Origin of the sequence: Blautia sp. KLE_1732_HM_1032 (assembly GCF_025147905.1) — a bacterium.
GTDB classification, from domain to species: Bacteria; Bacillota; Clostridia; order Lachnospirales; family Lachnospiraceae; genus Blautia_A; species Blautia_A fusiformis.
The window spans coordinates 3,700,304-3,713,609 of record NZ_CP102266.1; the positions used below are offsets into that span (position 1 = coordinate 3,700,304).

The following is a 13,306-nucleotide window of genomic DNA, read 5'->3' on the forward strand; positions in this document are numbered from 1 at the left end:
CCTCCATAGCACTGTTATTTATAAAGATTTTACCCACTCACTGATTTCCTGTTTTGTTCCACGGTTTAACAGGCTGCCTTCTGTGATAACCGCATCCGGTGCAGATGGCTGTAATTCCTTTACAGTATTACCGAATCCACTTCCACCGGATGTTGCAAAGAGCACAATCTTTTTGCCACTGAAATCATAGGCTTCCAAAAATGTATTGACAATTGTCGGAGCTACATACCACCAGATTGGGAATCCCAGAAGGATCTCATCATAAGAACTCATATCCATCTTTTTCTTCATAATCTCCGGTCTGTATTTCTTATCACTCATTTCCACACTGCTGCGGGATTTTTTATTCATCCAGTCAAGATCAGCCTTTGTATATGGAACTTTTGGCTCAATCTCAAATAAATCCGCTTTTGCTTCCTCTGCAATCATTTCTGCTACTTTTTTTGTTGTCCCGCTTGCACTGAAAAATGCGACTAAATTTTTACTCATAATAAAAATCCCCTTTCTTTGCGAATTTTTCGTATAAAAATAGATGTATAAGATTTGAATTTCTCTTATACATCTATTTTATACCTGATATTTTTATTATGTCTAATGCTTATATTGAATTCCATTCTATGCCTGAAAAGCATTTATTTCTTCTATCATTTTACTGACCGCCAGAGAATATGGAATGTTTCGTCTCCAGGCAATCACAGTACTTGTTGTGATTTCAGGAGAAATTCTTCGCTGTACAAGAATATCCTCCCGCCAATACTTTGCAGCACCTTCGATGGATACCGGATAGCCCAGTCCATTTGCTGCCATAACTCCGGCATTCGTTCCAAGATTACTTGTAAAAGCAATCTGCAGTTTCGAAAAGTCTTTTCCAAACCAATTGGCAAGTTCACTTTGAACATTTACTCTTTCCGGCAGGATCAATGGTTTTCCAATAAGATCTTCTTTTCTTATAAACTCTTTTTCTGCCAGCGGATCATCCGGCCGCATTCCAACACACCAGTGATCGCAATCTGTGATCCGGATATAATCCAGCCCTTCGGTGTCCACCGGCTCCATGAATAATGCAATATCTACAAGTCCTTTGTTCATCATCTCATACACTGCATCTGCTGTTGCAGTATGCAATACAATCTGAACCAGCGGGTATTTTTCTTTATATGTTTTACATATCTCCGCCAATGTCTCCACCGCTGCAAATTCACCGCATCCAATGGTTATATTTCCCTCTACAACATCTTCTTTTCCTTTCAGTTCCTCAAGTGTTTTTTCCTCAAGATTAAGGATCTCCAGGGCACGCCTTTTTAATAAAATCCCCTCTTCAGTAAGCGAAATTTTCTTCCCGCTTCGAATAAATAATGTTACTCCAAGCTCCTCTTCAAATGCCGCCATTTGTCTGGATAGCGTTGGCTGGGTAATATGCAATTGTTCTGCTGCTTTTGTAAAGCTCTGTTCTTTTGCCACCGTCAGAAAATAGCGCAATAATCTTAATTCCATATTTTTTTATTCCCACAACTTCCGATTTCTATTTTTGTTTCCATAGCATAGTGTACTCTTTTTCACCAGTATCTTCATCCAAACCTTCACATTAAATAATGAACCCTTCTCTTTGGTAAAAAGAAATTGCTCTGGCATTCTTCTGATATACATTTAATCGTAAGCTGACTTTTTTATCCTTAATATAATCCAATAAAAGCTTACCTATGCCACATGACTGCATTTCATCAGAGACAAAAATACATTCGATATATTCATCATTTAGTCCTACAAATCCTTGTATCATTTTATCTGCTTCAAACACATAAACTTCGGATTGTGACAGCATTTCTTTCACTAATTCATAATTACTTTTCCAGTATTGATTGGAAATAAAATAATGTGCTTTCAGATTTGTCTTTAACCATATGTCAGCGACTCTATCGATATCTCTGTTCAGCAACTTTCTAATCATAACAAATATTCTCCACAACAACATCCTTTATGCTTTTCTCTTTTATCTATTCTATCACAAGCTCACCATTAATCATCATTTTTTTGATATTTTTTCTTTTCCTCCACTGTAAAACAGCCTCTGAGCGTTTCGTTATATAGAGGGGTACACATACAGAGCAAAACTAAAATGTTAGCTGGAAATTGATCCTTTTGAATGGAATTTTGTGTCACGAACGTGATTAGAAAATAACAAAAGCGTTCGTTGTCAGCTAATCCAGCTAACATTTTCGAACGCTTTGAAGCCCGTCCATAAGAGGATTTGAACCTCCGACCCCTCGCTTAGGAGGCGAGTGCTCTATCCAGCTGAGCTATATGGACATATATAGTTGTGAAACATTTCGAACACTTCCAAAAGTTTCACAACCATTATTTTACTATATTTATTTTGAAATTACAAGAATTAATTCTAAATTCGAAAACTTAATAGTGCAGCTGACCCTGCAGCCAGATTGTTCCTTTGAAGCGGCGTCCAACTGCCGGTTCACCGAGAAGATCTTTGCTGTTGATGCAGATATCAAACTGTATATCATTGCTCTCTATAGTCATCTGGCAGATTTCTTCACCTGTCAGGATATTCTTAAATTTCATGATATCCAGAATCTCACCAAGAACATTATACTGATCACATTCGATTCCATAAGGCATGAAATAAGAATCCACGATCGTGAGAACATCATCTGTAACAATTCTCTGGGAAATCATGGAGTAAGTATCCATATCCTCCATTGTAAGGCTCTCCATAGCTTCCTCATCACCATTACGCGCTGCTGCGATCAGATTAGTCCTGTTTTTGGAAAGCTCTCTCTCCACCTTTACCGCTTCCTTATCCTTCTGCAGCGGAAACAGGATCTTTCCCTCAGAAGCCAGACCGGAAACCGTCACCGGACGGTCCCCCGGGTCTTTCAGGCCTTTGTATTTCTCCTGCATATATTCTGCCAGATTCTGCAGATAAAAGATCATAGTCACGCCAATACGCAAATCATCACATGCTCCTGCATAAGATTCCTTATCTGTATGACGTTCAACAGTCACTTTTTCCTTGGATGTGATTCCTGTTCCCCTGAAAAATGGGAAATAATATTCCACGTGAAACTCACCGTTCTCATCGTACTGACCACAAACGCTGATTCCACAGTCACAGCCATAATTCTTGGAAAACTGTACAAATACGCCTTCCGGATGATTTTCCACGCAAACCTTTTCATCGTAGCTTGCGATCACATCACGGATGATCTCTTTTATTTCACTTCTTCTGGTAATCTGTGAAAAACCAACGGTCTTTAAATAACTGTGCACAAGAACACCTCCCTGAAAAAGCCTGCGTTTCTCTTACGCGCGTGTCTTTTTCTCAATCTTTGTCATACCGCCCATATATGGCTGCAGAGCTTTTGGAATGTTTACAGATCCATCTGCATTCAGGTTATTCTCCAGGAAAGCAATGAGCATTCTCGGAGGTGCTACTACTGTATTGTTTAATGTATGAGCAAGATATTTCTTGCCATCTTTGCCGTTTACACGGATTTTCAGACGACGTGCCTGTGCATCTCCAAGGTTGGAGCAGCTTCCTACCTCAAAGTATTTCTTCTGACGTGGAGACCATGCCTCAACATCGAGGGATTTTACCTTAAGATCAGCAAGGTCACCGGAGCAGCACTCAAGCGTACGAACCGGAATATCAAGAGAACGGAACAGATCTACTGTATTCTGCCACAGCTTGTCGAACCACATCTTACTCTCCTCTGGCTTGCAGACAACGATCATCTCCTGTTTCTCGAACTGATGGATACGGTAAACACCTCTCTCCTCAAGTCCATGAGCACCTTTCTCTTTACGGAAGCACGGAGAATAGCTTGTAAGTGTCTTCGGAAGCTCTTCCTCCGGAATAATCTGGTCAATGAATTTACCGATCATGGAATGCTCACTTGTTCCGATCAGGTAAAGATCCTCACCTTCGATCTTGTACATCATAGCATCCATCTCCGCAAAGCTCATAACGCCTGTAACAACGTTGCTTCTGATCATGAAAGGCGGTACGCAGTAAGTAAATCCCCGGTTGATCATGAAATCTCTTGCATAGGAAATTACTGCGGAATGAAGGCGTGCGATATCACCCATCAGATAATAGAATCCGTTACCGGCAACACGTCTTGCGCTGTCAAGATCGATTCCATCAAAATTCTCCATGATATCTGTATGATACGGAACTTCAAAATCCGGAACAACCGGCTCACCAAATTTCTCAATCTCTACGTTCTGGCTGTCGTCTTTACCGATCGGTACAGAAGGATCGATGATGTTCGGGATCACCATCATATCTTTCAGAAGCTCTTCCTCAACCTCTTTCTCTCTCTGAGAAAGTTCCTCAATACGAGTTCCGGATGCAGCAACCTGTTTTTTAACCTCTTCTGCCTCTTCTCTTTTTCCCTGGCCCATAAGAGCACCGATCTGTTTGGAGATCTTGTTTCTCTCAGCACGGAGAGCCTCAACCTCCTGCTTGATCTCTCTGTTTTCTTTATCAAGTTCGAGAACCTTGTCAACCAGCTCCAGTTTGCTGTCCTGGAACTTATTGCGGATATTCTGCTTTACAACCTCCGGATTCTCTCTCACAAACTTAATGTCTAACATGATATTCCTCCTGTATTAAAAATATTCTTACTCTTTGCAGTTTTTTATTCCTTCTCAATCTCACCAAGGCCAAAGTTTACTGCTTTTCTCAAAGCTTCCACTTCTTCCTGACTAAGTACAACATAGGACTCACCTTTTACGATCTCCTTTAAATAAAGGAAACAGTTATCGCGGCTGTGAACCGCATTCAAGATCAGACCCGTATTGTTTTTATCAAGAAGCGCCAGTGCAAAGCTGAGTTTTCCACCTACATCATCAAATGCATCATACTTTTCAACGCCATATTTGCTGAACATTACATTCATATTTTTTTTGATAAAGCTGATGTCATGATCATGATCTTCCTTTGCTTCATACAGCCGATCGATCTGTGCAAATTTTCTTACAAAAACTTTTTCCAGTGACTGTGCATCTCCGCCTCTCATAAACATCTTGTACTTCCGTTCCAAACGGCTGAGACGCATATTGCTACTCACCACATTGATCAGAAGAATGATGGTAAGGATCAGCAAAACAATGATCACAATCCCGGAATCAATTCCCATGCTTTCAAAAATCCCGCTCATTCTGCCTCCTATCTGATAGATTCGAACAGATCAATGATCCTCTCCAGTTCATCTCTGGAATAATATTCAATTTCAATTTTACCTTTGTTGTTTTTCTTTCGCTGAATGGATACCTTTGTTCCCATGATACCTTTCATTTTTTCTTCCAGGCTCTCATAAATGGCATCTTCTGCTGTGTTTTTCTCTGTTTTTACTTTTTTCGCAGGAGAAACCAGATTCTTTACAAGTTTTTCCGTCTCACGAACACTGAGTTTTTCATCAAAAACCTTCATGGCTGTTGTTTCCTGAAGAGCTTCATCAGAAATTCCCAGAAGTGCTCTCGCATGACCAGCTGAGATCATATCTGCAATTACCATTTCCTGAACTTTTGAAGAAAGCTTCAGAAGACGCATGGAATTAGTTACTGCAGTTCTGCTTTTGGCAACTCTGTCTGCGATTTCATCCTGTTTCAGGTGAAACTCTTCCATCAGACGTTTGTATGCCATCGCTTCCTCTATAGGATTCAGGTCTTCCCGCTGAATATTCTCGATCAAGGAAATTTCTACGATTTCCTGGTCTGTAAACTCTTTTACAACAACAGGAACTTCCTTGAGCCCTGCCATCTTGGCAGCTCTCCAGCGGCGTTCGCCTGCAATGATCTCAAAATAATCCTTCTTATCGGATACCAACAACGGCTGAAGAACACCGTACTGTTTAATGGATTCCGAAAGCTCCAGCAGCGCATCCTCATCAAAATGTCTTCTGGGCTGATTCAGATTTGGTTCTACGCTGGAAATTTTCACAAGTCGTTCTGCGGCCGGATTATCTTTTTCAGTTGTTTTGTCTTTTTTTACAACTGCAGATCTTGTCTTTTTTGCAGGTTCCTTTGACGGACCGCCTGCTTTGTTCGGGATCAGTGCGTCAAGACCCTTTCCAAGGCCTCCTGTTCTTCTTCCAGCCATCACTCGTCCTCCCTGCCTATAACTTCTTCTGCCAGGAGGCGATAACTCTCTGCTCCTGTAGATCGTGAATCGTACAGATTGATCGGTTTTCCATAGCTTGGTGCCTCTGCAAGTCGTACATTTCTCGGTATGATCGTTTTGTATATATTCTGGTCCAGGTTTTCTTTTACATTTTCTACAACCTGAAGTGACAGATTTGTTCTGGCATCATACATAGTAAAGACCACGCCTTCGATCTTCAGTCTCTTATTCAATCGGTCTCTTACCAGTTCGATGGTATGTATCAACTGTGACAAACCTTCCAATGCATAATACTCACACTGAATCGGCACCAGAACGGAGGTTGCGGCTGTCAAAGCATTAATTGTAAGCATACTCAGTGACGGCGGACAATCCATGATTATGTAATCATATTTCCGGCGAAGTTTATCCGTGATCTTTTTCAGAATAAATTCTTTATCCTCAAGATCAACCAGTTCAATTTCTGCACCGGAAAGATTCATATTCGATGGTATCAGGTCAACATTATCTACAACGTTCTTTATAATGGTATCCTTGGTCTCTGCTTCTCCAAGCAGCAGCTCATAAAGGGTGTTTTCTACTGCATTCTTGTCTGCGCCAAGTCCACTGGTCGTATTTCCCTGCGGATCAATGTCGATGGCAAGAACCTTTTTCCCTTTTTCAGCAAGGCAGGCCGATAGATTGATGGCTGTCGTTGATTTTCCAACCCCGCCTTTCTGATTGGCAACTGCAATGATTCGTCCCATTGTACCCCTCCTTTTTATTTTTTTAAGGGATTTTTACTCATTGGATATCATTATAACACTTTTATTTTTAAACTGCCACATAATGTTTCACGTGAAACAATAGAAAATAGGTTTTGAATTATTTTATTTATTGTGTAGTATACCCAAACTCATTCCGGACTAAACAAAAGTTTGACAGTAACAGTACATCGATTATAAAGTCCATCAACTCCGCATAAACTTCCAGTTTTATTTGCTGTCAATCAGACTATATATTTTACGCCATTACGCCATAAAAACGTACCGAGAAATGAAGTTCCCATTTATAGATATTTTGCTGAAATTGTTCTGATTTATCGTAATCTCGAAAATAATTCGATTTTCTCGGTATAGATATTATCTTTTATGGAACCTTGCACACTACTACATAGGCATCGAAATCCCTTTCTTTTACAGCATTTATAGCATTTTCAAATTTTATCTGAACACTAAAAACATTACTATTATTATCAAGTGAATAAAAGCATCTGTAAACGCATTCGCAGTTCTACACTGAATAGCTTCGCGATTTACCAAAAAGGACTACAAGCTACTCTTCCCTGATAAGAAGCAGTTCTTCAACCACTGCTTATCGTTTCTTGCAATTGAAGCAAAAAACAGGGGGAAACTCCTGATTCGAGTCATACAAACAAAAGTATCCGCAGTTGCTACGCAGCTTTACACCGAATAACTGCCCCGCAGTTTATTAAAACTTGCTTGTACTCTTCCTGATACAAGCAAGTCCCCAACCACTGCTTATTGCTTCTTACACTTGAAGCAGGGGACCTCCTGGCTCGATTAAAAACTATATCTCGCTACCGTAAAGCGCATATGAGTTGTCATTGTTGCGAAACATTTTTTAAGTCAAGCGTAAAAAAACATCCTTTTCACTACTGCTCATAGCTTAATAAATGCTTCGCAGTTTATCAGAAGGAGACTGTACTTCTCCTGATACAAGCAAGTCCCCAACCACTGCTTATTGTAGTTCACAATTGAAGCAGGTGAATTACTTGATTCGATTAAAATCTATATTAAGCCTACCATAAAACACATAAGCACGAACTACAGCTGTTTTTTATTTCTGCAATTGTCAAAGATGGGGTTATAACTCTTTATTCTTAATCTGTCTTCGGATGTTTCACGTGAAACATCCGAAGACAGATTATCAAACCAATATTCATAATTGAAGCAAGTGACTTCCTCGATCCGGTTAAAAATGCCATCAACGAAATCGATCCAGGACACGGTTTGACTTGTAACTGCAAGGGTACTGAACAGTTACGAACACATTATAAAATCAATGAGAAATATCAAAAAAATACTCCGATATATTCTCTCTGGCATTATCTGTATCACGAAAGCATGTAAAAAATACAAGAAACTCCATCCACAAAATAATGTGGCTGTTATCTTTATATTCCCCAAAAGCATCTATATATAGTAAATGGAAACTTCTTTTCCCGGAGTGTTTTTATAGCGTGAAATGCATGTATCTCTCGTGAAAAAAATGTAATATTATGAAACTGAAATTTTCGATTTTTGTTTATTTTATTATGTTTACGAAAGATTTGCGTATTTATTTCATTTTTCTTCCAATCCTGTTATATATTCGTTATGTACATGTTAACTAAAGGCTTTTTCAAGCATAGTTTCATTTTGTAATATCCAATATAAAATGTATCTGAATAAAGTTCCGGCATAGAACTGGCATAAAATAAATTTCACTTAATAGGCTTTTTCTTCTAAATCAAGCCGTAAAAGACTTCCCTGTCTTCCCTTTATCCCAGTCATGCGGACAAAAATTTTTGCATTCGATCATAGTTTTACACAAAATAGCTGTTTTACAGTTTATCAGGAAGAGTACAAGTATTTTCCCACCCACAGCTTATTGTTTTTTTGTAATCGAAGCAGCTGCTTTCTTTTATTCGATCAATCAAAATTTTACATGTTTAAAGTAGGAACGGCTCTATATTTTATCTTTTTGTTACATGTGTGCAGGTGCACATTTTGCATTTTAAGGCTTTTTTATATGTGTATACGTGCAAAGTGCGTTTTATCGTACTTTTTTTATTTAAAGTACTATAATTTGTACTTTAATGCTTTTTTATTCGTAAATATCCTATTATTTCTCTTTATTTGCCAGTATTTTCTTTTATAAAGTCCTTTTTATCGTACTTAACGTTTGTGTTATTATCATTATCATAGTGTTCTCTTCACAGAAATAATCTCTTATTTCTCTTTATTTCATCCTTACTCTTATATTGTTCTTCTATAAAATCCCCCATATTTTCCGCCTTACCCTCCATTTTTCATATAAATACACATTTTTACTACATTCACTTAACTTGTTAATTTCCCATCCAGTTCACAAAAGCATCTGACCGAAATCATGGAGAATACTGATGACAGTATCTGGGAACTCACCTTCAAGTGCGCAAACATATCTATCCAATTTGGGATCAAACGAATAAAAATACCCGTATTCGCTACGCAGTTCTACGCCCAATAGCTACTTTACAATTTATCAGGACCTGCTTACAATGTATCCATAACAATGGCCACATGAATTAGTGCAGTACCTTGTTTTCAGACATGCCCACTATTCCTTTCCCTGCTTCTAAACGCCGTTGCATTCTTCCTAATACACGCCCCCCACTGCTTATTACTTATTACTTTTTCGTAATTGAAGCAGGGGACTTACTGTTAACTGGTAATATTATCCTCCGAGTTTTTTGTGCGCAAAGACCACTGAAAGCCCTGGACATACCATGCAAATTTATGTGATTAGCATAATTTCTGTGCATCGCGAAGTGTATTACCAAGAACGAAGTGATCAGTAATCAGGAAACTTTTTGATTTAATTCAAGCAGATAAAAGCATCCGCTTCACTACTTGCTCATAACCGAATAAGTGCTTCGCAGTTTATCAGAAGGAGCCTGCACTTCTCCTGATGCAAGCAAGTTCCCCCGATTATTGCTTTTCGCAATCGAACCAGGGGACTTATTTGATTCAGTTAAAAACACTTCTTCTCTTGCCTCATTTTCCCCTGAAATGCTATAATCCATAAAGAAAGCATTCGCAAACTCCTTGCAGTTTGCGGCTAATACATTGTTTCGTAAATAACTATACCAATCGCGTGGGATGTGGATTCGAGTGTGCAGGTATAAAAATGCAGGCGTAGCTGGCTATGCTGAGGCTTTTAGAGCTGTGCAGTCGGATTCACCAATAAGTAATTGGTATAGTTATTTCGAAAACAATGTACTAGTCATTTATCATCTGATCGAAAGGAATATTTTATACATGAACACCACAAATAATCGCAACGATTTCTATAAAGAACAATTAGACAAGACTTTAAATGGCAATGAAAAGATCGAAACTGCCATTGCAGCACTCCAAAAAGAAGCAACCGAAGAAATGCTTGCTCATACTCTCACCGTGATTCGTCACAGAATGCAGGAGCAGGCACAGCTGATCATTGCTGTAGAACCTCCAAAAGGTGATGGAAAAATTTCTCTTCATGCGATCAAAACCAACGATGGAAAGCAATGGTGGGCTGCATTTACCAGCTTTGACGAAGAGTTAAAAGGCAGTGATAAGATCATGTCCACATTTACCGCAGATATTGATAAGATTTTTGCTTCTGCATTGCAAGAGCCGTCTGTTGAGGGAGTAATTCTCAATCCATGGAACCGCACACTGATGCTGAACAAAACCCTTATCAACATCATCCTCGGTAATCCTGTATAGCATCAGCTCTGTCGGATAACAAGTCCAATGTTTCACGTGAAACACTTGGTATTTTACTGAAGTATAAAAGCATTCCAGCGGATAACAGCATCCGCTTCGCTACTTGCTCATAACCAAATAACTGCTTCGCCGTTTATCAGAAGGAGTTTTTCTTTCTCCTGATACAAGTAAGTCCCCACCCTCTGCTTATTGCTCTTCGCAATTAAAGCAAGGAACTTACTTGATTCGGTTCGAAATCTGATTTCTATGTATCATGAAGCATATTGGCTATGCTACTGTTCACTGATAATATTCCGTAAGTTTTTTTATAAACGAAGGTCGCAGAAAGCCCGAGACCATACCGCACCAATTTATGCGATCAACATAAATTCTTTGCATTGCGAAGCGCGTTACTGAAAGCAGAATGAACAGCAACTTAGCGAGCGTTACTGTTCAACGATAAATTCCGTAAGTTTTTTTTGTGAACAAAGGCCGCAGAAAGCCCGAAGCCATACCGCACCAATTTATGCGATCAACATAAATTCTTTGCATTGCGAAGCGCGTTACTGAAAGCAGAACGAACAGCAACTTAGCAATCATCGCCAAGAACAGAATGGACAGTAGCGTCAGCATACAATAACAAGGTTAGGGTTCCCACAAAAGCATTGTAAATTTTTCGTTCCTGTCGTATAATAAAGCAAAGAAATATTCAGAAAAAATCAGATCAGATACCTGAATTACGTTACATCTGTCCTGATTATTTTTACGAATTCCAGGAGGCTTTTTAATGAAGAAAAATGGACACAGACTACTTACTCTTGCAGCTTTAGTCGGAACTGCCGCAGGTGTTATTCATATTGCTAACCGTTTCATAGATGCCACATCTCAGCTTAAAGATATGCTGGAACAGCCACACAGTAGAACCTATGACTGGCGTTTTGGAAAGATTTTTTATACAAAACAGGGACATGGCACCCCTATTCTTCTTATTCATGATATCATGCCAGGCGCTTCCGGTTATGAATGGAATGCCATAGAGAAGCAGCTCGCAACCGAACATACAGTTTACACCATTGATCTTCTTGGATGTGGACGTTCCGAAAAACCGGATATTACTTATACCAATTTTGTATTTGCTCAGTTACTCTGTGATTTTGCCAAGAATGTGATTCGTGAGGAAACCGATGTTATTGCCAGTGGTTTCTCAGGTTCTTTTGCGATCATGGCTTACCGTAACAATTCCGACCATTTCCGCAAGATCATGCTGGTCAATCCACCAAGCTTCAGTTCCCTGAAGCAGGCACCTTGCAAAGACAACAAGCTCTTTAAGTATTTTATCGAGCTTCCGATTTTCGGAACTCTGATCTATCATATGGTAGCTTCCCGCGAATCCATCAGCAGTCTGTTTATGGAAAAGCTGTTCTACAATCCCTTCCATGTAACAGATACACTGGTAGACACCTATTATGAATCCGCTCACAAGGGTGGTTCCAACGCCAAATATCTGTATTCCAGCTACATTGGCAAATACCTGAATATCAGCATTAATAATGCCGTAGAATCTTCCGATGCATGCATCTATATTATTTCCGGAGAAAAAGAAGCTTCCGCTTCTCTTATCGCAGAGGAATACCAGAAGCTGAATTCTTCCATTGAAACCGCTGTGATCCCGGAAACCAGACATCTTCCTCATCTGGAAGATCCGGAACATTTCCTGGAACAGGTAGCTATTTTCCTGTAAAAACAACTTATGATCCGGCATCAAAATTTATCTATAGTAATTTTGGAAATCAACGTATCAAAAGAACATTGTTCATGTTCGGAGCCGTTGAGCTTCATGCAGTAATTTGTGGAAATGCTATAAACCAACAAAAAGCCAATAAAAAAAGAGTACTGTTTCACGTGAAACATGAGTTTTCCCTCAAACAAACGTGAAACAATACTCTTTATTTTTTACCAGACTCACAGCATGCATCCGGACATTTCTCTTATCTAAGTGCCTGCTCCAGATACATGTGTGTTGTATTATCGATCAGCTTATGTGTCAGCTCTGCCATATGCTGTGTACTCTCCTGATTCTCAGAAGACAGCCATGTCTTGATCATTCCCACGCATCCATTCAGACAAAACGCATACGCATACTCAATATCACGGTTGTCTTTCGGCAGACGAATTGACAAGCGATGCAGCACTGTATCTGCGATCAGTTTTTCTATACGATTCACAAAAGCCATATCTCCATTCTTTCCAAGAAGTGCGATACAAATATCCTTATTATGATCCAGGATCGTAAATATCTGCTCAATAAAAGGATACGAGCTCTCCTTATTATTAAGAGGATCCAGAGGATAGTCTGCCACCAGATGCGTGATTTCCTCCATCAATTCAGCCTCAATGGATTCCAGCATCTGATAGATATCTGTATAGTGAAGATAAAATGTGGAGCGGTTGATATCAACTTCTTCCACCAGTTCCTTTACCGTAATCTCCTTAATGCTCTTCTTCTGCATAAGACGGGCAAGCCCCGCTCGCAACTGTGCCTTGGTCTTACGTACTCTTCTGTCAACTTTTTCCGCCATCTTAATTCCCCCTGCAATTCAAAAAAGCAAGCACGTTTCCTCCGCCTCAATCACCTGTCACTTACGATACTCTGCAACTGTCATACAATGAT

Annotated in this window: 10 protein-coding genes, 1 tRNA gene and 1 pseudogene; 2 read left to right on the forward strand and 10 right to left on the reverse strand. The window is 39.5% G+C overall.

The genetic code is table 11. The features are described from left to right. Window positions 1-18: 18 nt before the first annotated feature. The 9 genes and pseudogenes from NQ489_RS17455 to NQ489_RS17495 form a co-directional block, all read right to left on the reverse strand. Window positions 19-489 (reverse strand): flavodoxin, encoded by a 471-nt coding sequence (locus NQ489_RS17455; RefSeq protein WP_005426704.1) that lies wholly within the window; start codon window positions 487-489, stop codon window positions 19-21. A gap of 126 nt (window positions 490-615) precedes the next feature. Next, window positions 616-1,494, reverse strand: coding sequence for a LysR family transcriptional regulator (locus NQ489_RS17460; RefSeq protein WP_021650153.1), 879 nt, complete (start codon window positions 1,492-1,494; stop codon window positions 616-618). A 28-nt stretch (window positions 1,495-1,522) separates the two neighbouring features. Continuing rightward, a pseudogene (locus NQ489_RS17465) lies at window positions 1,523-1,948 on the reverse strand (GNAT family N-acetyltransferase). A gap of 285 nt (window positions 1,949-2,233) precedes the next feature. Continuing rightward, a tRNA-Arg gene (locus NQ489_RS17470) sits at window positions 2,234-2,307 on the reverse strand. Window positions 2,308-2,409: 102 nt separating this feature from the next. Then, window positions 2,410-3,285, reverse strand: a complete 876-nt coding sequence (locus NQ489_RS17475) for a DUF3881 family protein (protein WP_021650156.1) — start codon at window positions 3,283-3,285, stop codon at window positions 2,410-2,412. A gap of 33 nt (window positions 3,286-3,318) precedes the next feature. Further along, window positions 3,319-4,614: a serine--tRNA ligase gene (serS, locus tag NQ489_RS17480; protein ID WP_015526534.1), complete on the reverse strand. Its 1,296-nt coding sequence runs from the start codon at window positions 4,612-4,614 to the stop codon at window positions 3,319-3,321. Window positions 4,615-4,658: 44 nt separating this feature from the next. Beyond that, entirely contained in the window at window positions 4,659-5,180 is a 522-nt protein-coding gene (locus NQ489_RS17485; protein ID WP_015526535.1) for a DUF4446 family protein, read from the reverse strand. An 8-nt stretch (window positions 5,181-5,188) separates the two neighbouring features. Continuing rightward, the gene (locus NQ489_RS17490; protein WP_021650157.1) at window positions 5,189-6,121 is read right to left on the reverse strand and encodes a ParB/RepB/Spo0J family partition protein; all 933 of its coding nucleotides are present in this window, start codon (window positions 6,119-6,121) and stop codon (window positions 5,189-5,191) included. Further along, on the reverse strand, window positions 6,121-6,888 hold the full coding sequence (locus NQ489_RS17495) for a ParA family protein (protein WP_015526537.1): 768 nt from the start codon (window positions 6,886-6,888) through the stop codon (window positions 6,121-6,123). Before NQ489_RS17495 ends, NQ489_RS17490 begins: the two co-directional genes overlap by 1 nt. A gap of 3,318 nt (window positions 6,889-10,206) precedes the next feature. Between NQ489_RS17495 and NQ489_RS17500 the strand changes: the two genes are divergently transcribed. Both NQ489_RS17500 and NQ489_RS17505 read left to right on the forward strand, forming a co-directional pair. Further along, complete coding sequence (locus NQ489_RS17500; RefSeq protein ID WP_044962418.1) at window positions 10,207-10,656, forward strand: SseB family protein; 450 nt, start codon at window positions 10,207-10,209, stop codon at window positions 10,654-10,656. Window positions 10,657-11,422: 766 nt separating this feature from the next. Further along, the gene (locus tag NQ489_RS17505) at window positions 11,423-12,376 is read left to right on the forward strand and encodes an alpha/beta fold hydrolase (protein ID WP_015526540.1); all 954 of its coding nucleotides are present in this window, start codon (window positions 11,423-11,425) and stop codon (window positions 12,374-12,376) included. Window positions 12,377-12,623: 247 nt separating this feature from the next. Here NQ489_RS17505 and NQ489_RS17510 read toward each other — a convergent pair whose 3' ends face one another. Further along, complete coding sequence (locus NQ489_RS17510) at window positions 12,624-13,214, reverse strand: TetR-like C-terminal domain-containing protein (protein WP_015526541.1); 591 nt, start codon at window positions 13,212-13,214, stop codon at window positions 12,624-12,626. Window positions 13,215-13,306: the final 92 nt, after the last annotated feature.